General features: G+C 40.9%; 20 protein-coding genes and 1 other RNA gene. 18 read left to right on the top strand and 3 right to left on the bottom strand.

Annotated elements, in window-relative coordinates; translation table 11 throughout:
* Positions 1-171: 171 nt before the first annotated feature.
* Complete coding sequence (locus ADI76_RS04575; protein ID WP_003014929.1) at positions 172-351, bottom strand: hypothetical protein; 180 nt, start codon at positions 349-351, stop codon at positions 172-174.
* Positions 352-501: 150 nt separating this feature from the next.
* Here ADI76_RS04575 and rsmH point away from each other — a divergent pair, with 150 nt between their 5' ends.
* From rsmH to pepC, 13 genes are all read left to right on the top strand, one after another.
* Positions 502-1,452 carry a 16S rRNA (cytosine(1402)-N(4))-methyltransferase RsmH gene (gene rsmH, locus ADI76_RS04570; RefSeq protein ID WP_049490974.1) on the top strand — a complete coding sequence of 317 codons (951 nt, stop codon included), beginning with the start codon at positions 502-504 and terminating at the stop codon, positions 1,450-1,452.
* A gap of 11 nt (positions 1,453-1,463) precedes the next feature.
* Positions 1,464-1,799, top strand: coding sequence for a cell division protein FtsL (ftsL, locus tag ADI76_RS04565; RefSeq protein WP_003014937.1), 336 nt, complete (start codon positions 1,464-1,466; stop codon positions 1,797-1,799).
* The gene (gene pbp2X, locus ADI76_RS04560) at positions 1,792-4,074 is read left to right on the top strand and encodes a penicillin-binding protein PBP2X (protein ID WP_049514926.1); all 2,283 of its coding nucleotides are present in this window, start codon (positions 1,792-1,794) and stop codon (positions 4,072-4,074) included. Before ftsL ends, pbp2X begins: the two co-directional genes overlap by 8 nt.
* 1 nt (position 4,075) lies before the next feature.
* Complete coding sequence (gene mraY, locus ADI76_RS04555; protein WP_049514925.1) at positions 4,076-5,068, top strand: phospho-N-acetylmuramoyl-pentapeptide-transferase; 993 nt, start codon at positions 4,076-4,078, stop codon at positions 5,066-5,068.
* A gap of 134 nt (positions 5,069-5,202) precedes the next feature.
* Positions 5,203-6,546, top strand: a complete 1,344-nt coding sequence (locus ADI76_RS04550) for a DEAD/DEAH box helicase (protein WP_049514924.1) — start codon at positions 5,203-5,205, stop codon at positions 6,544-6,546.
* Positions 6,547-6,742: 196 nt separating this feature from the next.
* On the top strand, positions 6,743-7,543 hold the full coding sequence (locus ADI76_RS04545) for an amino acid ABC transporter permease (RefSeq protein ID WP_049498839.1): 801 nt from the start codon (positions 6,743-6,745) through the stop codon (positions 7,541-7,543).
* Positions 7,543-8,286, top strand: coding sequence for an amino acid ABC transporter ATP-binding protein (locus ADI76_RS04540; protein WP_003003991.1), 744 nt, complete (start codon positions 7,543-7,545; stop codon positions 8,284-8,286). Before ADI76_RS04545 ends, ADI76_RS04540 begins: the two co-directional genes overlap by 1 nt.
* Positions 8,287-8,367: 81 nt before the next feature.
* The gene (locus tag ADI76_RS04535; protein WP_003003995.1) at positions 8,368-8,595 is read left to right on the top strand and encodes a DUF4059 family protein; all 228 of its coding nucleotides are present in this window, start codon (positions 8,368-8,370) and stop codon (positions 8,593-8,595) included.
* 58 nt (positions 8,596-8,653) lie between these two features.
* Positions 8,654-9,565, top strand: coding sequence for a thioredoxin-disulfide reductase (trxB, locus tag ADI76_RS04530; RefSeq protein WP_049514923.1), 912 nt, complete (start codon positions 8,654-8,656; stop codon positions 9,563-9,565).
* Between the two features lie 139 nt (positions 9,566-9,704).
* On the top strand, positions 9,705-11,165 hold the full coding sequence (locus ADI76_RS04525; protein ID WP_049514922.1) for a nicotinate phosphoribosyltransferase: 1,461 nt from the start codon (positions 9,705-9,707) through the stop codon (positions 11,163-11,165).
* A complete protein-coding gene (gene nadE, locus ADI76_RS04520; protein WP_049514921.1) occupies positions 11,162-11,986 on the top strand; it encodes an ammonia-dependent NAD(+) synthetase in 825 nt (274 codons plus the stop codon). Before ADI76_RS04525 ends, nadE begins: the two co-directional genes overlap by 4 nt.
* 385 nt (positions 11,987-12,371) lie before the next feature.
* Positions 12,372-12,923, top strand: a complete 552-nt coding sequence (locus ADI76_RS04515; protein ID WP_031575284.1) for a GNAT family N-acetyltransferase — start codon at positions 12,372-12,374, stop codon at positions 12,921-12,923.
* Between the two features lie 67 nt (positions 12,924-12,990).
* Positions 12,991-14,325, top strand: coding sequence for an aminopeptidase C (gene pepC / locus ADI76_RS04510; RefSeq protein WP_009732326.1), 1,335 nt, complete (start codon positions 12,991-12,993; stop codon positions 14,323-14,325).
* 434 nt (positions 14,326-14,759) lie between these two features.
* On the opposite strand, the gene pbp1a is transcribed toward pepC, so the two are convergent.
* Positions 14,760-16,874 carry a penicillin-binding protein PBP1A gene (pbp1a, locus tag ADI76_RS04505; protein ID WP_021154545.1) on the bottom strand — a complete coding sequence of 705 codons (2,115 nt, stop codon included), beginning with the start codon at positions 16,872-16,874 and terminating at the stop codon, positions 14,760-14,762.
* Complete coding sequence (recU, locus tag ADI76_RS04500; RefSeq protein ID WP_049514920.1) at positions 16,875-17,468, bottom strand: Holliday junction resolvase RecU; 594 nt, start codon at positions 17,466-17,468, stop codon at positions 16,875-16,877.
* Positions 17,469-17,532: 64 nt separating this feature from the next.
* Between recU and ADI76_RS04495 the strand changes: the two genes are divergently transcribed.
* The 5 genes from ADI76_RS04495 (at position 17,533) to ADI76_RS04480 (ending at position 21,513) form a co-directional block, all read left to right on the top strand.
* Positions 17,533-18,060, top strand: a complete 528-nt coding sequence (locus tag ADI76_RS04495; RefSeq protein WP_023920293.1) for a DUF1273 domain-containing protein — start codon at positions 17,533-17,535, stop codon at positions 18,058-18,060.
* A 69-nt stretch (positions 18,061-18,129) separates the two neighbouring features.
* The gene (gene gpsB / locus ADI76_RS04490) at positions 18,130-18,471 is read left to right on the top strand and encodes a cell division regulator GpsB (RefSeq protein ID WP_003010351.1); all 342 of its coding nucleotides are present in this window, start codon (positions 18,130-18,132) and stop codon (positions 18,469-18,471) included.
* 16 nt (positions 18,472-18,487) lie between these two features.
* Positions 18,488-18,853, top strand: an RNA gene (gene rnpB, locus ADI76_RS10755) — RNase P RNA component class B.
* A gap of 66 nt (positions 18,854-18,919) precedes the next feature.
* Positions 18,920-20,077: a THUMP domain-containing class I SAM-dependent RNA methyltransferase gene (locus tag ADI76_RS04485; RefSeq protein ID WP_049514919.1), complete on the top strand. Its 1,158-nt coding sequence runs from the start codon at positions 18,920-18,922 to the stop codon at positions 20,075-20,077.
* 11 nt (positions 20,078-20,088) lie between these two features.
* Positions 20,089-21,513: a cell division site-positioning protein MapZ family protein gene (locus ADI76_RS04480; RefSeq protein WP_049506788.1), complete on the top strand. Its 1,425-nt coding sequence runs from the start codon at positions 20,089-20,091 to the stop codon at positions 21,511-21,513.
* Positions 21,514-21,614: the final 101 nt, after the last annotated feature.

Raw genomic sequence — 21,614 nt, 5'->3', positions numbered from 1 at the left:
CTGATTTCATCAGCTTTTACAGCCCTACTCAACTGTGCGGAGGTGGGACGACGAAATCGAATTATAACGAATTACCGATTTCTGTCCCACTCTCTTTACTATTTCAGAGCTCGGTTACTTCATTTAAGAAATTTCTTGGAGTGATTAAAAGAAAAACAGAGATGGAAGAAATTATTTTTCTTCCATCTCTGTTTTTTGTCCTTGAATGGCTTTTTTGAGCCACCAAAGTGAGCCGACTAGGATCAGGGCAGCAAGCCAAAAAATCCAAGCCTCAATAGTGGTTAGAAAAAAGTAGAGAGCGATAGCATCGACCAATAAAAGTGGGATGAGAATCTGTTTTCTTATTTTCATAAGAGTATTGTATCATAAATCCTAGAGGAAACAAATAAAATCAAGCCTTTCTAGGTATTTTGTAGGATCTGAAAAGGTCCGATAGGGTTAGTTAGTGAATTTTCTTTTAGGAGTGCATCTTGGTCCCATTTGTGGTAAAATAGTAAAGATATGAGTAAAGAATTTCATCATGTAACGGTTTTGCTTCATGAAACGATCGATATGCTGGATGTTAAGCCAGATGGGATCTATGTAGACGCCACATTGGGTGGGGCAGGCCACAGCGAATATTTGTTAACAAAATTAAATGAATCGGGCCATCTTTATGCCTTTGACCAAGATCAGCATGCGATTGAGAATGCTAAGATTCGATTGGCACCTTTCATTGAGAAAGGCATGGTGACCTTCATTAAGGATAACTTTCGTCATTTGAAGGAACGTCTAAACGAATTGGGTGTGACTGAAATTGATGGGATCTGTTATGACCTAGGTGTCTCTAGTCCTCAGTTAGATGAACGGGAACGCGGATTTTCTTATAAGAAAGATGCGCCGTTAGACATGCGGATGAATCAAGAAGCTTCCTTGACAGCCTATGAGGTTGTAAATAGCTACGATTACCATGATCTAGTCCGTATTTTTTTCAAATATGGAGAGGACAAATTTTCCAAGCAAATTGCGCGGAAAATTGAGCAAGCACGAGCAATTAAACCGATTGAAACAACGACTGAATTAGCAGAGATTATTAAATCTGCTAAACCAGCTAAGGAGCTCAAGAAAAAGGGCCATCCTGCTAAACAGATTTTCCAAGCCATTCGTATCGAAGTCAATGATGAACTGGGAGCTGCAGATGAATCGATTCAGCAAGCCATGGATTTGTTGGCCCTCGATGGTCGTATTTCTGTGATTACCTTTCATTCGTTAGAGGATCGATTGACCAAACAATTGTTTAAAGAAGCTTCGACGGTTGAGGTTCCAAAGGGACTTCCCTTTATTCCAGATGATTTGAAACCAAAGATGGAGTTGGTCAACCGGAAACCTATTTTACCAAGTGAAGAAGAGCTTGAGGATAATAATCGATCCCATTCAGCAAAACTACGGGTTGCTCGAAAAATACACAAGTAAGAGGAATTGATATGGCAGCAAGAGATGAGAGAACAAGAACACAGCTACTGCAAGACCGCTTTCGCCGTTTCTCTAGAGTAGAAAAGGCTTTTTATGGGTCGATTGTCCTAACAGCTGTTATTTTAGCCATTAGTATCGTCTTTATGCAGACACGGATTTTACAAGTTCAAAGTGAATTGACTGATTTGAATACGGAACTAGAAGCCAAGAAGACGGAATTGGCAGATGTTCGTCAAGAGGTCAATGAATTAACACGTTATGACCGCTTATCACAGTTGGCTAGCTCCCAAGGAATGAAGCTGCAAAAAGAAAATCGAAAAACAGTGAGTGCAAGTAGTGATGAATAAATTCAAAAAATTTTTGATCGGGTATTCGATAAAGAAACGTCGCTTGCCGGATCAGAATCGAAAACAAGTTGGGAAAAATCTCAGTGTACTGGCGATTTTCCTCTTTTTTCTCTTTCTGATTAATTTTGCAATGATCATTGGGACTGACAAAAAATTTGGTGTGACCTTATCGGATCAAGCCAAAAAAGTCCATGAGCAGACGGTCATTGTTCCTGCAAAACGTGGAACGATCTATGATCGAAATGGAGCAGTAATTGCTGAAGATGCGACGACCTATAATGTTTATGCCATTATTGATAAAAAGTACAAATCAGCAACCGGGAAAATCCTCTATGTAGAAGAGAGCCAATTTAAAAAAGTAGCAGAAATCTTTAAGCAGTACTTAGGGATGGATGAGGATTACGTCATTCAACAGTTGTCGCAAAAGAAATTGAAACAAGTTTCTTTTGGCTCGAACGGAAACGGCATAACTTATAGCAATATGACGGCCATCCGTGAGGCCATGGAAGCGGCGAAGATTGAAGGGGTTGCCTTTACAACTAGTCCAAATCGGAGCTATAAAAATGGGGTTTTTGCCTCTCAATTTATAGGTCAGGCCTCTCTTCAAGAAGATAAAGAGGGGAATAAAACCCTGAAGGGGCAATCAGGGATGGAGAAATCCCTCGATCGTATTCTCGCTGGTCAAAATGGGGTTATCACCTATGACAAAGACCGAAACGGGAATATCGTTCCTGGTTCAGATAAGGTTTCTGTCAAAACAGAAGATGGAAAAGATGTCTATACGACCATTTCAGCAGAATTACAAACCTACCTTGAGACGCGAATGGATGTTTTCCAAGAAAAAGTAAAAGGAAAGTATGTTAGTGCGACTCTTGTGAGTGCAAAAACAGGAGAAATTCTTGCGACAACGCAACGTCCTTCCTATAATGCGGATACCAAACAAGGGCTGGATCTGAAAAACTTGAAAACCTGGAATACCATCCTTTATCAAGATCAATATGAACCGGGTTCAACGATGAAGGTCATGTTATTAGCTTCGGCGATTGATCATGGAACCTTCCCAGCCTATAATGAGGTATACTACAGTAACGAACTACAAGTAAAAGATGCGACGATCCGTGACTGGGATGTCAATATGGGGGTGTCTGAAGGTCGCTATATGAATATCGCACAGGGCTTTGCATACTCAAGTAACGTGGGGATGACTCGCTTAGAGCAAAAGATGGGAAATGCTGTCTGGATGGACTACCTAACCCGCTTTAAATTTGGTCTTCCGACCCGTTTTGGAATGGGAAATGAAGCTTACGGTGGTCTTCCAGGGGATAACTATGTCAGTCAGGCACAATCTGCCTTTGGTCAAGGGATTTCCGTCAGTCAAACCCAAATGTTACGGGCCTTTAGCGCCATCGCTAATGATGGGCAAATGTTGGAGCCGAAGTTTATTAGTGCTATTTACGATAAAAAATCAGACACAGCCCGCAAATCAAAAAAAGAAGTTGTTGGAAAACCAGTTTCAGGATCAGCTGCGCAACAGACACGGAACTATATGATCACCGTCGGAACAGATCCAGAGTATGGAACCTTGTACAGCGATGGACCCATCATTCAGGTACCAGGTCAAAACGTTGCGGTGAAATCAGGGACTGCCCAAATGGCGACAGATCAAGGATACTTACAAGGAGAAAATGATTATATCAACTCGGTTGTAGCCATGACACCTGCAGAAGATCCTGAATTCATCATGTATGTGACGGTCCAACAACCAGAAGTGAAATTCTCAGCGACCAGCTGGGAAGAGCTGGTCAATCCTATTTTGGAAGATGCAGTTGCTTTAAAAGACGAATTGCATCTAACATCAGAAGCACCAACGTTGGATGGTGTGACCAAAGAAACGACCTACAAAATCCCTTCAGTAGAAACTCTCTCTAAGGAGTTGAATCTGAAACAAAATTTGAGCCCAGGTGCTTATTCAGAAGAATTGCGTCGCAATTTGGTGCAACCAATTGTCCTAGGAACCGGGAAAAATATCCGCAAAATGTCTGTGGATGTAGGCTCTAAAGTCAAAGCCAATCAGCAAGTATTGTTATTGACAGAAGACTTTGATGCGGTTCCAGATATGTATGGTTGGACAAAGAAAAATGCGGACATCTTTGGAGAATGGACTGGAATTGAGATTACCTATAAAGGTAGTGGAAAGAAAGTAACTAAACAAAGTGTCAAAATGAACACCTCACTCAATAAAACTAAAAAGATTACGTTAACATTAGGAGACTAAGATGTATATTGCTACGATCCTTGTATCGTTTCTATTAACAGTGGTTGCTATTCCAGCCTTTATTCGATTTTACCATCGTGCTCATATTTCTGGGCAACAAATGCACGAAGATGTGAAACAACACAAAGCGAAAGCTGGCACTCCGACAATGGGTGGAGTTGTATTTCTCATTACAGCCGTTCTAGTTAGTTTTGTCGTTACCGTATTGACTGGAAATTTCACGCGCCCTGTTCAACTGATTCTATTTATCTTGATTCTTTATGGAATTGTTGGATTTTTGGATGACTTTTTAAAAGTTTTTCGTAAGATTAATGAAGGTCTTAACCCAAAACAAAAATTGGCCCTTCAACTTGTTGGTGGAATCATCTTCTATATTTTTTCTGAACGCCACGGTGCAGGAAGCCTTTTGAATGTTTTCGGATATGAACTTTACTTGGGCCATTTCTACATTCTCTTTGCTTTATTTTGGTTGGTTGGTTTCTCAAATGCTGTCAATTTGACAGATGGGATCGATGGATTAGCCAGCATCTCCGTTGCCATTAGCCTGAGTGCCTATTCCTTTATTGCCTATATGCAAGGGAAATGGGACATTCTCTTTGTCACCTTGAGTATGATTGGGGCCTTGCTAGGATTCTTTGTCTTCAACCACAAGCCGGCTAAAATCTTTATGGGAGATGTCGGTAGTCTAGCTCTTGGAGGGATGCTTGCAGCCTTGTCAATGGCTTTGCATGTCGAGTGGACGCTGCTCTTGATTGGTCTGGTCTATGTCATTGAAACAGGTTCAGTGATGCTACAAGTGACCTATTTCAAATGGACCAAGAAACGTTACGGGGAAGGACGTCGGATTTTCCGAATGACTCCTTTCCACCATCATTTAGAACTGGGTGGCCTTTCTGGCAATGGGCAAAACTGGTCAGAATGGAAAGTGGATGCCTTTATGTGGAGCATTGCCTTGGTGACAAGTGTCGTGACTCTAGTCCTTCTCTACCTATAAAACGACGGTGGGCTTGCCCATCGTTTTTTTGCTGACTCAGAGAGACTTCGCTGGTTAGGAAAAATGACCCATAAGAGAGGCAAGAAGACAGCTTTTCTGATATAATAATAGAGATCATGAAAGGAACTGAGAAAATGAAATTTACAGAGTTTAATTTTAAGCCCTATATTCAAGAGGCACTGAAAGAAATCAATTTTAGAGAAGCAACAGAAGTACAGGAAAAACTAATTCCGATTGTCCTAGCTGGAAATGATTTGGTAGGAGAGTCAAAGACTGGTTCGGGGAAAACCCATACTTTCCTCTTACCGATTTTTCAAACATTAAATGAAGACAGTGAGCAAGTTGAAGCGGTCATCACGGCGCCTAGTCGGGAGTTGGCGACGCAAATTTACCAAGCTGCTCGTCAAATCGCTAGTCATTCTGAAAAAGAGATTCGGATTGTGAATTATGTTGGAGGAACGGATAAAAGCCGTCAGATTGAAAAACTCCAGGTCAAACAACCACATATCGTGATTGGAACTCCAGGCCGAATTTATGACCTGGTTGCATCTGGTGATCTGGCTATTCATAAGGCCCATACTTTTGTGGTAGACGAGGCAGATATGACACTGGACATGGGATTCTTGTCTACCGTGGATAAGATTGCTTCAAGGCTTCCGCAACAACTGCAATTTTTAGTTTTTTCAGCCACCATTCCGCAAAAATTGCAGCCTTTCTTGAAAAAATATCTCTCAAATCCAGTCATGGAGCAAATTAAGACCAAGACGGTGATTTCAGATACCATCGATAACTGGCTGGTTTCGACCAAGGGTCGAGATAAAAATGAGCAAATTTACCAATTGACCAAGACCTTGCAACCTTATTTGGCCATGATTTTCGTCAATACAAAAACGAGAGCAGATGATCTCCATGCCTATTTAGTGGCTCAGGGATTAAAAGTGGCGAAGATTCACGGAGATATCCCACCACGTGAACGGAAACGGATCATGAATCAGGTTAAAAATCTTGATTTTGAGTATATTGTGGCCACAGATTTAGCGGCTCGTGGAATTGATATCGAAGGGGTGAGTCATGTCATCAACGATGCTATTCCACAAGATCTTTCTTTCTTTGTCCACCGTGTCGGTCGGACAGGGCGCAATGGTCTACCAGGTGTCGCTATTACTCTTTATCAACCGAGTGATGATTCAGATATCCGTGAACTAGAAAAAATGGGCATTCGTTTCGTACCGAAAGTGTTGAAAAATGGGGTTATTGAAGATACTTATGATCGGGATAGACGGGCCAATCGTGAGAAAAAGCAAGAGAAACTCGACATCGAAATGATTGGTCTGGTGAAGAAGAAAAAGAAAAAAATCAAACCAGGCTACAAGAAAAAAATTAAATGGGCAGTTGATGAAAAGCGGAGAAAAGCTAAGCGAGCTGAAAACCGTGCGCGTGGTCGGGCCGAACGAAAGGCCAAACGTCAAACTTTCTAACCCCTTCTTTCAAATGTTCAGAAGAAAACATAGATTTTCTTTATGAACTCCATAAAGAAAAACTATTAGGAACTTGTCTAAAATTATGATAGACTAAATTTGAGTAGTCTATCATTTTTCTATTTCTGTAGCAATTTTTGGAATTCCGATAGTGAATGTGATAGAATGTTTATGTTCGAGAAAGGAAGTAACAAAAATGTTTACAACTAATCTTTTAACTGCCAACTGGTATGCTGACTTTTTAAAACACGTTCCAGATAGCAAGCTGTTTAGTTTGAGAGCCGTATTGGATGCATTTCCGGCTGTCATAGGAAAATTGCCTGTGACGATTTTATTAGCCCTAGGAGGCGCATTTTTTGGGATTATTTTTGCCATGATTTTTGCTCTGGTCAAAATTAATCGTGTACGAATTCTTTACCCGATTCAAGCTGTTTTTGTCAGTTTTTTACGGGGGACTCCTTTGTTGGTTCAGTTGATGTTGACCTATTATGGGATTCCTCTTATTTTAAAAGCGATCAATCAGTCTTATGGAACAGCTTTTAATATTAATGCCATTCCGGCTGAGCTGTTTGCAATTGTTGCTCTTGCCTTTAATGAGGCGGCTTATGCGAGTGAGACCATCCGGGCAGCCATTTTATCAGTGGATCCTGGTGAAATTGAGGCAGCGCGTAGTCTTGGGATGACCAACCGTCAAGTTTATCGCCGGATTATTATTCCCAATGCAGCAGTCGTTGCAACTCCTACTTTAATCAACTCTCTCATCGGATTGACCAAGGGGACTTCGCTAGCCTTTAGTGCCAGTGTGGTTGAAATTTTTGCCCAAGCACGGATTATTGGTGGGAGCGATTTGAAGTACTTTGAACGCTTTATCACAGTATCGATTGTTTACTGGATTGTGAACATTCTCATTGAAATACTAGGCCGTCACATTGAACGTCGCCTGGATATTGAGACTCCCGTAGCAATTGATTTACCAGATCAGGAGGTCCGTATCTAATGATTTATATTTCAGAATTATCAAAGACATTTTCAGGTCAAAAGGTTTTAAATAATCTCAGTTTGGAAATTCAAAAAGGGGAAGTCGTGGCCCTAATCGGGTCTTCGGGAGCTGGTAAATCAACCTTCTTACGCAGTTTAAACTATTTGGAAGCTCCAGACAGTGGTAGAATTAAGATTGATGATTTCGAGGTTGATTTTGAGCACATTACCCAAGATCAAATCTTGACCTTAAGAAGAAAATTGGCCATGGTTTTCCAACAGTTTAATTTGTTTGGTAGAAAAACAGCTCTTGAAAATGTGAAAGAAGGGCTCATTGTTGTGAAGGGCTTATCCGATCAAGAAGCAACGAAAATTGCTCGAGAAGAACTGGCAAAAGTCGGTTTATCGGATCGTGAAAATCACTATCCTCGTCACCTCTCAGGTGGACAAAAACAACGGGTTGCTTTGGCTCGTGCCTTGGCCATGAAACCAGAGGTTCTTTTGCTGGATGAACCGACTTCGGCCTTGGATCCAGAATTGGTTGGAGAAGTTGAAAAATCCATTGCCAATGCGGCAAAATCGGGACAAACCATGGTACTGGTCAGCCATGATATGTCTTTTGTAGCGCAAGTAGCAGATAAGGTCCTATTTTTGGATAAAGGACGGATTATTGAATCTGGAACACCAGAGGAAATCATGCAACATCCAAAAGAAGAACGGACAAAAGAATTCTTTGCTAGTTACAAACGGACCTATGTTTGATATAATAGAGGAGAGGTAAGACTCAGCTGGCGATGCTAGCTGGGTTTGTTTTCTGAAAATGTAAAAATATTTGGAGTCGTGATGTTAAATAAATTATTGTCCTTATATTTACAAAGTTTAGTGACGACAACGATTTTAGTTGGGATCGCTTCTTGTATTTGGATTGGCTACCGTGCCCTTAAGAAGAAAGATAAAACAGCCAAGCAACGACAAGCCCATTTGTATGATATCCTTTTAATTGATATCATGACGATTCCTATTTTAACCTTTGCGGTCATAGGGATTTTGTTTATCTTTCAAGCACGATAATTGCAAAAAGACCGTGTTAGAATTATAATGGTTACAACAAAACAGAAAGAGGTTTAGTATGTTTGATACAGTGATTATTGGAGCAGGCCCTGCAGGGATGACTGCTGCCCTTTATGCAGCACGAAGCAATTTAAAAGTCGCATTGATTGAGAGAGGAATTCCAGGCGGTCAAATGAACAATACGTCTGACATTGAAAACTATCCTGGCTATGCGAATATTAGTGGCCCAGACTTGGCTGAAAAAATGTTTGAGCCTTTAGAAAATCTTGGCGTGGAACATTTGTTTGGTCAGGTAGAGCGTATCGAAGACCTCGGAGCAACCAAAAAGATTGTCACAGATGATGGGGAATTTGAAGCTAAAACCGTGGTGATTGCAACAGGGTCTAACCATCGTTCATTGAATGTCCCTGGTGAAGAGGAGCTAAATAGTAGAGGGGTTTCCTACTGTGCTGTTTGTGATGGTGCTTTCTTTAGAGACGAGGATCTCTTGGTCGTTGGTGGAGGTGATTCTGCGGTAGAAGAAGCTGTCTTTTTGACTCAGTTTGCAAAAACAGTGACCATTGCCCATCGTCGTGATCAGTTGCGTGCCCAAAAAGTTCTTCAAGATCGTGCCTTTGCCAATGATAAAATTCACTTTGCTTGGAATACGGTTGTTGAAGAAATTAAGGGTGAACAAAAAGTAACGTCTGTCCTTTTAAAAGATGTGAAGACAGGAGAGGTTAGAGAGCAAGCCTTCGGTGGTGTCTTTATCTATGTCGGTTTAGATCCTGTCAGTGATTTTGCGACAGAACTTGGTATTTTAGATGAAAATGGCTGGGTGGTCACGGATGATCATATGAGAACCACAGTCCCAGGTATTTTTGCGGTTGGCGATGTTCGTCAAAAAGATTTGCGTCAAGTGACGACAGCCGTCGGAGACGGTGCGATTGCTGGCCAAGAAGTTTATAAATATATCACAGAAAACTTTTAATCTTTTAAAAATCTGAGGTTTGTGTCTCAGATTTTTTTTGTGCTTTCCTTTCAGTATTCAATGGGGCTGAAATGTGCTATAATGGTACTAATTTTATGGTAGGAATTCATAGAACAAATCTAAAAAAAGAGGTATTCATATGTATCCAGATGACAGTTTAACGTTGCATACTGATTTATACCAAATCAACATGATGCAGGTCTATTTTGATCAAGGTATCCACAATAAACATGCTGTATTTGAAGTCTATTTTCGTAAACAGCCTTTTAAAAACGGTTACGCTGTATTTGCTGGCTTAGAGAGAATTGTGAAATACTTGGAAAACTTGAGTTTTTCTGAGAGCGATATTGCCTATTTAGAGTCACTTGGTTATCATGGGGCCTTCTTGGAATATCTCCTTAATCTCAAGTTGGAATTGACGGTACGATCGGCTCAAGAAGGAGACTTAGTCTTTGCGAATGAACCAATTGTTCAGGTAGAAGGTCCTTTGGCTCAGTGTCAATTGGTGGAAACAGCCCTTTTGAATATCGTCAACTTTCAAACCTTGATTGCCACAAAAGCTGCACGCATTCGTTCGGTCATTGAAGATGAGCCTTTGATGGAATTTGGAACACGTCGTGCGCAAGAAATGGATGCTGCCATTTGGGGAACTCGTGCAGCAGTCATCGGAGGGGCCAATGGAACTAGTAATGTTCGTGCAGGAAAACTCTTTGGAATACCAGTTTTAGGAACCCATGCCCATTCTCTTGTACAAGTATATGGGAATGACTATCAAGCCTTTAAAGCTTATGCGGAAACCCATAAAGATTGTGTCTTCCTCGTCGATACCTATGATACGCTTCGTATTGGGGTACCAGCAGCTATTCAGGTAGCGCGTGAAATGGGAGATAAGATCAATTTCCTAGGCGTCCGGATTGACTCAGGAGATATTGCCTATATTTCTAAAAAGGTTCGCCAGCAATTAGATGAGGCTGGGTTTACAAATGCTAAAATCTACGCTTCTAATGACTTGGATGAAAATACTATCCTCAACTTAAAAATGCAAAAAGCAAAAATTGATGTTTGGGGTGTAGGAACCAAGTTAATTACAGCTTACGATCAACCAGCGCTTGGAGCGGTATACAAAATTGTCTCTGTTGAAAACGAAGCAGGAGAGATGATCAATACCATCAAGCTTTCCAATAATGCAGAGAAAGTTTCTACACCAGGTAAAAAGCAAGTCTGGCGGATTACCAGCCGTGAAAAAGGTAAGTCAGAAGGGGACTACATCACTTACGATGGAGTAGATGTTTCACAACTGACAGAACTTAAAATGTTCCATCCAACTTATACCTACATTAATAAAACAGTCCGAAACTTTGAGGCGATTCCTCTTTTAGTGGATATTTTTAAAGAGGGTCAATTGGTTTATCAACTGCCAACATTATCAGAAATTCAAGAATATGCTCGTAAAAATTACGATCAATTATGGGATGAATACAAGCGCGTCCTCAATCCACAGCATTACCCAGTTGACTTGGCCAAAGATATTTGGCAGGATAAGATGGATCTGATCGAGGAAATGCGTAACAAGGCCAATGGAGAAGGAGAAGCAAAATGAGTTTGCAAGAAGAGATTATCCAACAATTGGGTGTCAAGCCAATTATTGATCCTCAGGAAGAGATTCGCCGCTCGGTTGATTTCTTAAAAAGATATCTAAAAAAACATCCCTTCTTGAAAACATTTGTATTAGGGATCTCAGGAGGACAAGATTCAACGCTTGCTGGACGATTAGCTCAATTAGCCATGGAAGAAATGCGCGCAGAAACAGGAGATGCCTCCTATCAATTTATTGCCGTTCGTCTTCCTTATGGGGTACAGGCAGATGAAGCAGATGCACAAAAAGCTTTGGCCTTTATCCAGCCGGATGTTAGCCTGGTTGTGAATATCAAGGAGTCTGCTGACGAAATGGTACGAGCAGTAGAGGCGACTGGAACAGAGGTTTCTGATTTTAACAAAGGCAATATTAAGGCTCGCAGTCGTATGATTGCTCAATATGCTCTAGCTGGAGCACGTAGCGGAGCGGTGATTGGGACGGATCATGCTGCAGAAAATATTACTGGCTTCTTTACAAAGTTTGGAGATGGTGGTGCAGATATTTTGCCCCTTTTCCGTTTGAATAAACGCCAAGGAAAACAATTGCTTAAGGCCTTAGGAGCCGATCCTGTTCTTTATGAGAAAATCCCAACAGCAGATTTGGAAGAAGAAAAACCAGGAATAGCAGATGAAGTAGCGCTGGGTGTCACCTATAATGAAATCGATGATTACCTAGAAGGCAAACAAGTGAACCCAGAAGCTCAAGCCACTATTGAAAAATGGTGGTATAAAGGCCAACACAAACGCCACTTGCCAATCACAGTATTTGATCATTTTTGGGAGTAAAAAGGTCCAGTGGACCTTTTTAGCCCGAGTCTTAAAATAGGAGAACGAGGTAGAAATCGGTAACTCGTAGAGTTCGATTTCGTAGTCTCACCCCCGCAAGGCTGTCTAGATTTGAAAGGTGCTCAAAGAGCTCCGTTCAAATCAGCCAGCTACTGAGTCAATGTATCATTGAAAAGCTCATGGATGAGGTGGAGACAAATAGAATTTTTCTATTAATACTAGACAGAAAGCGGTAATTCGTAGAGTTCGATTTCGTAGTCTTCTCACCATACAATATTGTGAAAAGCATCAAAAAGAAGGGCGATTTCATCCGTCCTTTTCTTCTAGATTAAAGTAACCAACTTGCAACGTTCAAGTTGCATGAAAAAATGAAGGGAGACAATCTATGAATCATCTTGGAAGTCTTGTCATAGAGACAGAGCATTTATACTTGAGGCCTTTCGTTTTGGAAGATGCACCAGCGATGTTTGAAAATTGGGCTTCGGATCCTGAAACCCTGAAATATGTCACTTGGGATGCCCATGCATCTACTGAGAGAACCAGAGAATCGATCAAAAGATGGATCGAACAGTATCGTAAACCAGATACTTATAAATGGGCGCTTTGTTTGAAAACATCACTGGATCAGGTAATTGGAGATATTAGTGTGGTTTCTCAAGACCAGGAAAGTCAATCATGCGAGCTAGGTTATATCCTTGGCAAGAAATTCTGGGGGCGGGGATTCATGACAGAAGCCGTCATAGCTGTTTTGGATTTCTTATTGAACAAAGTCGGATTTAAAGAAATCAAAGCCACTTATGTCAGTTTAAATCCTGCTTCAGGGAAAGTCATGGAAAAGGCAGGAATGCAGTATGTAGAAACCATCCCTCATGCCATTCAACGCAAAGGATATTGCGGGGATAAAATCATCTATTCTAAACAGAATCCCTCTCTATAGGGTGATTTTTACTTGAAGATTCTGCTCAAAGGATTATAATAGTAAATAATGAAAAAAGGAGATTGCTATGTCAGAATTAACGAAAGAATTTACAGACCAGCTCTATGCTAATTATGAAGCAAATGTGAAATATGCGGCTCTTGAAAATGCTGTTACCCACAATGGGATCCATGCATCGCTTGAAACGCGCAAGAGTGCAGTAGAAAATACACCAGTTTTTTCACTTGATTTGACCAAGGATAAGGTGACAAACCAAAAAGCATCTGGACGTTGTTGGATGTTTGCGGCTTTAAATACCTTCCGTCACAAGATGATTTCAAGCTTCCAATTGGAGGATTTTGAATTGTCTCAAGCACATACTTTCTTTTGGGATAAGTATGAAAAATCAAACTGGTTTTTGGAGCAAGTGATTGCTACAGCAGATCAAGAATTGACCAGCCGTAAGGTGGCTTTTCTCCTACAAACCCCACAACAAGATGGTGGTCAATGGGATATGGTGGTATCCCTCTTTGAGAAATACGGAGTGGTTCCAAAATCAGTTTATCCGGAATCGATTTCTTCAAGTAATAGCCGGGAATTGAACACCTACCTCAATAAACTCTTGCGTCAAGATGCGCAAATCTTGCGTGACTTGATTCACTCAGGCGCAGATAGTGAGGCAGTTGCGAGCAAGAAACAAGCGTTGTTGCAAGAAATCTTTAACTTCTTGGCTATGTCTTTAGGATTGCCTCCGCGTGAATTTGACTTTTCATACCGTGATAAGGACAACCAATTCCATACCGAAAGTGGCTTAACTCCACAAAGCTTCTACAAAAAATATGTAGACCTTCAATTAGACGATTACGTCTCCATTATCAATGCCCCAACTACAGATAAGCCATATGGAAAATCTTACACCGTAGATATGCTGGGCAATGTGGTTGGTAGCCGTCCAGTCCGCTACCTAAATGTTCCAATGGATCGATTGAAAGAATTAGCTATTGCTCAAATGAAAGCAGGAGAAACTGTCTGGTTTGGTTCAGATGTAGGCCAAGTCAGCAACCGTAAAGCCGGAATCCTGGCAACAGATGTCTACGATTTTGAAGCAGGCATGGACATTCATTTGACACAAGACAAGGCGGGTCGCTTGGACTATGCAGAAAGTCTCATGACACACGCTATGGTCTTGACAGGGGTTGATTTAGACGAAGCAGGTCAGCCTCGTAAATGGAAGGTTGAAAATTCATGGGGAGACAAGGTCGGTACAGATGGTTACTTTGTGGCTTCTGATGCTTGGATGGATGAATATACCTATCAAATCGTGGTTCGTAAAGAATTCCTAACAGCAGACGAATTAGCAGCCTATGAAGCAGAACCAATTGTCCTAGCACCGTGGGATCCAATGGGAGCTTTAGCAAAATAATGATATAGAAAAGAGCCGAAAGGCTCTTTTCAGATTGAAGACAAAATATCTTAAAAACTTTCCTTAGGTGAGTACGGACGTCAGCGAACTTCTTTAAAGTTCCATGACTAATTATTGAGTCTAAGGTCTCAATAATTCCGAGTGCCTGAAACAATAACGTTTCAAGCACTTTTCTCACAGCGGAAAGTTTCAGTATTTTCTTAAATCGATTTAAATATTGGAACTCAATTTTGTTTTTTGCAGAATCACTTAACTTATTTTGCTTTAAAATAGTTTGTCTACATTCTAATAAGAGCCGAAAGGCTCTTTTTTTTTTATATACTCAAAAATAAAAAAGCTGGGAAGTCTAACTAAATAAATCAGATTTTATTCGTTCTGGTTTTTTAACCATTGTTTTAAAAAAAGCCGGGCAAAAGCCCGACTTCTCCATTCTATTATTCGTTATGATTGTTAGAGTCTTGCGAAGAAGGCTCAGATGGTTTAGATTGATTTTCTTCGTTCGAAGAGCTAGACGATGGTTCTTCATACGAATACTGATCAGTGGAATAACTTGGCTCATAGTAGTAGTTATTGTAGTTGTTCTTACCATTGTTTAAGTAGAGATAAGAACCACTTCGATACAGTCCACTTGGTTGCGTCCAATCCGTATGACCAGAGTTATTATTATTAGCAAGATAGAGCATCATTTGACGGTAGACATCCGTTGCGACCTGTATTCCATTATCCAATACTGGTGTAAAGCGATTGGAATAACCTGTCCATACTGCCATGGCATATTCAGGAGTGTAGCCTACAAACAATTCATCCGGTGTTACAATATTTGAATAAGCATTTTTTGTCAATTTACCGATTTCGTTATCAGCATAGTTTGATGTACCTGTCTTACCAGCTTGGTAGATTCCCGAAATGGCAGCATTTGTACCGGTACCAGACAAGAGAACTGTCTTCATCATATCTGTCATCATGTAGGCAGTTGTTGCTTTCATTGCACGAGTTCCTTCGGACTCAAATTCCTTGGTTGTGCCATCACTAAAGACAACCCGACTAACATAGGATGGTTTGTAATAGGTACCGCCATTGGCAAAAGCAGCATAGGCAGCTGCCATTTTCTCACTGCTGGCTCCGTATTTGTTGCTAGAATCGCTAGTGTTACTCGAGATAGCGTTGGCGTAAACCATTTCTGGGTAATCGATCCCTAATCCATTGAGGAATTTCTTAGCTTGTTTAAGACCAACTTTTTCCAGGGCCTTCACCGCAGGCACGTTACGAGATTGTTGAATTGCGTAGGTAATGGACATGCTACCATAGTATGAACGGTCCCAGTTGTAGACAGGCGTTGATGAATGAGGGAAGTTGTATGGCGCATCTGTTGTAGTAGCTGCTGTAGAGGTATATTCCTCATGTTCAAGAGCTGGTGCGTAATCTGTGATTGGTTTCATTGTTGAACCCCAGTCACGGTTCGTTTCAACCGCTTGGTTTGTACCAAAGGAAACATTGCTGGATTGGTGACGAGAACCCAGCTGAGCAATGACTTTACCAGTATTGACATCAATAACGGTAGAAGCTACTTGCATTTCATCATCCGGGTAATTGACATATTCATCTGTATTGTAGATATCCCATAGTTTCTTTTGAGCTTCTGTATCCACGTTTGTATAGACATCCATTCCGGTTGTCAACAAATTGTAGCCCGTTTCTTCTTCGACTTGCTCGATCACTTCTTTTAGGTAATTATCCATATAGGCTGGGTAACTGCTTGAAGAACTGAGACTTTGCAGACCATCTGTAACAGGTGTATTGACCGCTGCTTCGTATTGTTTGTTAGAAATGGTCTTCATATCGAGCATTTCTTTTAATACTAAGTTTCGGCGCTGTTGCGCTGCTTCAGGATGGGAGTATGGATCGTATTGGTTTGGTGCTTGGGGCATCCCCGCAAGGAGTGCCAATTGAGGGAGCGAAAGATCTTTTAGATCTTTTCCGTAATAACTTTTCGCAGCTGTCTGCATTCCGTAGTTCCCATTCGCCATAAATACTTTATTGACGTAATAGGTCAAGATTTCTTGTTTGGTTGCTTTCTTTTCTAGTTGGGTTGCTAACCAAGCTTCTTGGATCTTACGAGAGAGGGTACGGTCAGAGGCTGAAGTGGAGAAATAGGTTAACTTGATCAATTGTTGCGTCAAGGTTGACCCACCTTGACTTCCTCCTCGTAAGTTGTGAAGGAAGGAACCGCCGATCCGAATGATGTCGACCCCACGGTGATTGAAGAAACGGTGGTCTTCAATCGCAACGATAGCATTGACCAAATCAGTAGGGATTTCATTGGCTGTGACATTGATTCGTTTCTCAGCTCCCAAATCCGCGATCAAGTTATTTTGGTTGTCATAGATCTTACTAGATGTTGTTGCAACCAAATCTTTTTCAGACAAGGTTGGTGCTTTCATAGCATAGTAACTAAATATCAGTCCACCGAGGACAAATAAAAGTAAGAAAAATGAAATGGCTGCGATGGCAACATATTTCAACCATTGAATGACTGTTTGTTTATTCATTTAAATACCGCCTAGAAGTTTCTGTTCGATAATATCAAGATAAGGAACGCTTGGAAGACGATTCTTATCTACTAGAAAGCCGTGCTCCTGAATATAGGAGAGGGGCATGGATTTATTACCATGATCGATGTTGTAATAGTGAATTAATGCAGGAGCAGGAAGTAAGTAGGTTTCACTCAACTTTGCAAAATGCAAGAGAACGAAACAGATACCGCCTTGCTGAACAACTGCCTCCATATGATCGATTTGATGTTGATGAAAATTTTTCATCGGCATGGATTGCTTTTGCTGTGTTTCCTTCGCTTCAAAATCGATATAGCGTCCCTTGTATACTCCAGAATAGTCCGTCGTTGAGGCTTGCCTGAAATAGGCTTCAACAATCTTTGCCCGACTGCGACGTGGATAATCCACTTTCACGATTTGAATCGGTGTTGGTTTTTTATGGATGACTGCTAGACCTCGAGAAAGATAGTATTGATTGCTTTCATTGATCATTTTTTCAAATGTCATCCCACGATTCGCAAAGTCGACTGGATGTTTCCTTTGTGTAGAGACCAAGGTTTTTTTGGCTACTTTATGTGGATAGTTGACCATAGTTCTCCTTATTGGTACAATTACATCACTCTATTATATCATAAATTAGAATAATGAGGAAAAAATGAATACCATACTTGTTGCAGGTTATAAGAGTTTTGATGTGGGAGTCTTTTCCAATAAAGACCCTCGACTGACCATTATCAAAAAAGCCATTGAAAGAGATCTTCGTCGTTTATTTGAAGAAGGAGTGAAATGGCTAGTCTTTTCTGGTAATTTGGGATTTGAGGCTTGGGTACTAGAGGTCGCCTTTGCATTAAAAAAAGATTACGATTTTCAAATGGCGACGATCTTCCTATTTGAGAATGTTGGCGAAAATTGGAATGAAAGCAATCAGGAATTATTAGCACGCTTCAAACAAGTGGATTTCGTGAAATATGCCTATCCCCACTATAGCAATCCGGGTCAACTAAAAGAATACAATCAGTTTTTGATAGATAACGCGGATGGAGCTTATGTTTTTTATGATCCAGAAAATGAAACCAATTTAAAATATCTTTACAAAATGATGGTAGAAAAAGAACCATTTTATGTCAAACAATTAAGTTTTGATGACTTAAATGAACTTGCTGAAAATTTTTACGAAAACTAAGTGTTATACCTTGATTTTTCTTACCATTTTTTTATATAATTGAGATGATGAACTAGATTGGAGAGAGTAATGGCGAGTATTATTTTTACTGCGAAAGATATTTTTGATCAAGATTTCAAACGAGAAGTTCGTGGTTATAATAAAGATGAAGTAAATGAATTTTTGGATGATGTCATAAAAGACTATGAAACCTATGCTGCTTTGGTGAAGGAATTGCGTGAAGAAAACGCCCGCCTTCGTGAAGAACTTGCCCAAAAAGCACAGGAAACACCACAAACATCTCCGATTGCTAGCACTGCTACGCAAGAATTCCCGCAAGTGACAACAGCGACGAACTTTGATATTCTCAAACGTCTTAATCGTTTGGAAAAAGAAGTTTTTGGGAAACAGATCGTAGATCGCGATTATTAATTCCATAGATCGTGCAATTTTTGGATAATCGCGTGAGAGAATGCTCTCATGAGGAAAGTCCATGCTAGCACAGGCTGTGATGCCTGTAGTGTTTGTGCTAGGTGAATCCATAAGCCTAGGGACTTGGTATTCAAGTTACGGCGAGTGAAGGAGCTAAGTCTAAGGATATGCTCTAGTAGCTCTGAAAGTGCCACAGTGACGTAGTTTTTAGGGAAACCTAAAAAGTGGAACGCGGTAAACCCCTCAAGCTAGCAACCCAAACTTTGGTCGGGGCATGGAATGCGTGGAAACGAACATAGCATTCTGACTGGAAACAGTAGACAGATGATTATCGAAGGAAATGGTACCTAGTCATTTCTGGAACAAAACATGGCTTATAGAAAATTGCATATAGGTTGATGAGGTGGAGAGAGATCTCAACCTCCTTTTTTAAAGTGATAGGAATAAGATGAAAAAACAATTTGAATTGATTGCAACGGTCGCTGCTGGCTTAGAGGCTGTTGTTGGTCGAGAACTACGCGATCTCGGTTACGATTGCCAGGTTGAAAATGGACGGGTTCGATTTCAAGGAGACCGTCGAGCAATCATAGAAACCAACCTCTGGTTGCGCGCGGCTGATCGTGTGAAAATTGTGGTTGGGACTTTTCCAGCCAAAACCTTCGAAGAACTCTTTCAAGGTGTCTTTGCTTTGGATTGGGAAAACTATTTGCCTTTAGGAGCACGTTTTCCTATTTCTAAGGCTAAATGTGTCAAATCAAAGCTTCATAATGAACCTAGCGTTCAGGCCATTTCGAAAAAAGCAGTGGTTAAAAAGTTACAAAAACACTATGCCCGACCAGAAGGTGTTCCTCTCATGGAAAATGGGGCAGAGTTCAAGATCGAAGTATCGATCCTTAAAGACCAAGCCACTGTCTTGATTGACACCACTGGTAGTAGCCTCTTCAAACGTGGTTATCGGACTGAAAAAGGGGGAGCCCCTATTAAGGAAAATATGGCAGCAGCAATTCTTCTGCTGTCAAACTGGTATCCAGATAAACCCTTGATTGACCCGACATGTGGTTCTGGAACGTTTTGTATTGAGGCAGCGATGATTGCGAGAAATATGGCACCTGGTTTACGTCGGACCTTTTCTTTTGAAGAATGGAACTGGATGGATGATCGCTTGATTCATGAAGTCCGTCAAGAAGCAAGCAGAAAAATCAATCGCGAGATCGAATTGGATATTATGGGAACCGATATCGATGCACGGATGGTTGAGATTGCCAAAGAAAATGCCCAGAAAGCGGGCGTTAGCAGTGACATTACTTTCAAACAGATGCGAGTCCAAGATCTTCACTCAGATAAGATCAACGGGGTGATTATCTCCAACCCTCCATATGGAGAACGCTTATCCGATGATGAAGGTGTGACGAAATTGTATACTGAAATGGGGCACGTATTTGCACCTCTCAAAACCTGGAGTAAATTTATCTTAACCAGTGATGAAGGTTTTGAATCTAAATTCGGTAGTAAAGCAGATAAAAAACGAAAACTTTATAACGGAACCCTAAAAGTTGATCTCTACCAATATTTTGGGGAACGAGTAAAACGGCAGATTAAGGCATAGAAAGGATTTTTATGACAGAGAAGGATAAAAAGCCATTAGAGCAAGAAACAGAATCAATTTTAGAGTTTGAAGATGCTAAAGAGATGACGATTGGGCAGGCCAATCGAAAAGCAGAAGAAATCGAGGCAGGTGTCACTGAAGGTGATAATGTCTTAGACAAATACATCAAACAACACCGAGCAGAAATTGAAGCTGAAAAATACGATACAAAAATTTTGGCCAAAGAAGAATTGGCTAAAGCTGAAGAGTTGGCAGCTACAGAAACAGTTGCTGAAGTAGCTGAAGCAGTGGAGGCGCCGGAAGTGACGGAAACGGTCTTGGAACAAAGGCCTGAAATGGATGCTATCTCAACTGAATTACCTGCTAAGATTAAATTTGGTCCCACACCAACTGAACCAATTGTAGAAGCTGAGGAACTTCCTGAGGAAACACCAAGCAATGCGGGTAAACGAATCAAAGCGGTTCTATACTCTGCATTAGGTCTTGCGATTGTCGGTTCGGCCATTTTTGTGACCTATAACTGGATGCACAGTCGTGGAAAATCTGGTGGTACAACTGTTGTATCGTCTTCATCTAGCAAGTCATCTTCTACTTCTAAATCAAGTAGCAGTGAAACACAGGCTCAAAAATTGGAAGAGTTTACCAAAGCCTACGATGCCTTTTTTGTAGATGAATCAAAAAGTGCTCTTAAAAATGATAAATTCGGAGACTTGGAAAATCTGAAGAAACTGCTGGACAAATTAGAAGGAAGCAGTGATTATAATGCGGCTAAAACAAAATATGAAGACCTTGTGAAGCAAGTTTCTGCCATTCAAAAAGTGAATTCTCAATTTAGTTCTCCAGTCATCAAAGATGGAGTTCTTGATGCAACTGCCAAAGCGAAAAGTGATGCGACCTTTGCAGAAACAAAGACAGGCAATGAAAAATTAGATAGCTTATTGAATGAGGCAGTTGCTCAAGGACGTTCACAACAAGTTGCGACACCGGCACCAGTGACAGGGACAGGTGGTACAGATACTTCTAATGCAACTCCAGCCCCAGCTCAATCAGCAACGCCTACGGCCCCAGCTGTCAATGCTGCTACAGGTAGTGCAGGAACGGCAAACCCAGGCTATTCAGGGTACGGTCTTCCAAGCGATGGTGTCCCACTTCAACGGAACTTGAGCCGTGTGCCATATAACCAAGCAGCTATCAATGATGTCAATAACCCGGCTTGGGTATTTGGTGATGGGATCCTTGAAAAAGTATTGAATATTGCTCGTAAACGTGGACATATCACTGGCAATCAATACATTTTAGAGCGTGTCAATATCATTAACGGTAATGGCTATTACAATCTCTTCAAACCAGATGGAACCTATCTCTTTAGTATCAATGCCAAGACTGGTTATTTCGTAGGAAACGGAAAAGGTCATTCAGATGCTCTGGATTATTAATGCTTGATCAGACATCCCTTTTCTGGGAAAAATGACAACAAAAAAGAGAGTGGGACAGAAATCGGTAATTCGTTAGAATTCGATTTCGTCGTCCCACCTCC

The sequence above is a fragment of the Streptococcus parasanguinis genome, assembly GCF_001074805.1.
In the GTDB taxonomy this organism is placed as follows: Bacteria; Bacillota; Bacilli; order Lactobacillales; family Streptococcaceae; genus Streptococcus; species Streptococcus parasanguinis_A.
Note: the sequence above shows the minus strand (reverse complement) of the source record. Positions and strands in the feature narration are given on the sequence as shown.

Excerpts from the sequence above, each read along its gene's own strand:
- ADI76_RS04575 (WP_003014929.1), bottom strand. The coding sequence starts at position 351 with ATGAAAATAAGAAAACAGATTCTCATCCCACTTTTATTGGTCGATGCT.
- rsmH (WP_049490974.1), top strand. The coding sequence starts at position 502 with ATGAGTAAAGAATTTCATCATGTAACGGTTTTGCTTCATGAAACGATC.
- ftsL (WP_003014937.1), top strand. The coding sequence starts at position 1,464 with ATGGCAGCAAGAGATGAGAGAACAAGAACACAGCTACTGCAAGACCGC.
- pbp2X (WP_049514926.1), top strand. The coding sequence starts at position 1,792 with ATGAATAAATTCAAAAAATTTTTGATCGGGTATTCGATAAAGAAACGT.
- mraY (WP_049514925.1), top strand. The coding sequence starts at position 4,076 with ATGTATATTGCTACGATCCTTGTATCGTTTCTATTAACAGTGGTTGCT.
- ADI76_RS04550 (WP_049514924.1), top strand. The coding sequence starts at position 5,203 with ATGAAATTTACAGAGTTTAATTTTAAGCCCTATATTCAAGAGGCACTG.
- ADI76_RS04545 (WP_049498839.1), top strand. The coding sequence starts at position 6,743 with ATGTTTACAACTAATCTTTTAACTGCCAACTGGTATGCTGACTTTTTA.
- ADI76_RS04540 (WP_003003991.1), top strand. The coding sequence starts at position 7,543 with ATGATTTATATTTCAGAATTATCAAAGACATTTTCAGGTCAAAAGGTT.
- ADI76_RS04535 (WP_003003995.1), top strand. The coding sequence starts at position 8,368 with ATGTTAAATAAATTATTGTCCTTATATTTACAAAGTTTAGTGACGACA.
- trxB (WP_049514923.1), top strand. The coding sequence starts at position 8,654 with ATGTTTGATACAGTGATTATTGGAGCAGGCCCTGCAGGGATGACTGCT.
- ADI76_RS04525 (WP_049514922.1), top strand. The coding sequence starts at position 9,705 with ATGTATCCAGATGACAGTTTAACGTTGCATACTGATTTATACCAAATC.
- nadE (WP_049514921.1), top strand. The coding sequence starts at position 11,162 with ATGAGTTTGCAAGAAGAGATTATCCAACAATTGGGTGTCAAGCCAATT.
- ADI76_RS04515 (WP_031575284.1), top strand. The coding sequence starts at position 12,372 with ATGAATCATCTTGGAAGTCTTGTCATAGAGACAGAGCATTTATACTTG.
- pepC (WP_009732326.1), top strand. The coding sequence starts at position 12,991 with ATGTCAGAATTAACGAAAGAATTTACAGACCAGCTCTATGCTAATTAT.
- pbp1a (WP_021154545.1), bottom strand. The coding sequence starts at position 16,874 with ATGAATAAACAAACAGTCATTCAATGGTTGAAATATGTTGCCATCGCA.
- recU (WP_049514920.1), bottom strand. The coding sequence starts at position 17,468 with ATGGTCAACTATCCACATAAAGTAGCCAAAAAAACCTTGGTCTCTACA.
- ADI76_RS04495 (WP_023920293.1), top strand. The coding sequence starts at position 17,533 with ATGAATACCATACTTGTTGCAGGTTATAAGAGTTTTGATGTGGGAGTC.
- gpsB (WP_003010351.1), top strand. The coding sequence starts at position 18,130 with ATGGCGAGTATTATTTTTACTGCGAAAGATATTTTTGATCAAGATTTC.
- ADI76_RS04485 (WP_049514919.1), top strand. The coding sequence starts at position 18,920 with ATGAAAAAACAATTTGAATTGATTGCAACGGTCGCTGCTGGCTTAGAG.
- ADI76_RS04480 (WP_049506788.1), top strand. The coding sequence starts at position 20,089 with ATGACAGAGAAGGATAAAAAGCCATTAGAGCAAGAAACAGAATCAATT.